General features: G+C 72.0%; 1 protein-coding gene. It reads left to right on the forward strand.

Translation table 11 applies throughout. The annotated features are described in order from the left end of the window. The coding region (locus tag QN350_RS19850; protein WP_323517245.1) for an HU family DNA-binding protein at positions 1 to 157 on the forward strand (157 nt) is incomplete at its 5' end. Between the last annotated feature and the right edge of the window lie 107 nt (positions 158 to 264).

The following is a 264-nucleotide window of genomic DNA, read 5'->3' on the forward strand; positions in this document are numbered from 1 at the left end:
CGGCAAGGTCACCATCCCGGGCTGGCTCGGCGTCGAGCGCACCGCCACCGCGGCGCGCACCGGCCGCAACCCGCAGAACGGCGAAGAAATCGCCATCGCCGCCGGCCACCGCGTCAAGCTGACCGCCGGCAGCAAGCTGAAGGCCGCCGCCAAGTAACATCGGCACCCGTTCCACCAGCTTCAGACAGAGGAGGGTGTCGGCTTCGGCCGGCGCCCTCCTGTGCGTACCGGCGTCGGCGAACCGCTCGCCACCCAGTGGCGGTG

The organism is Cryobacterium sp. 10I5, assembly GCF_035019865.1.
Taxonomy (GTDB): Bacteria; Actinomycetota; Actinomycetes; order Actinomycetales; family Microbacteriaceae; genus Cryobacterium; species Cryobacterium breve_A.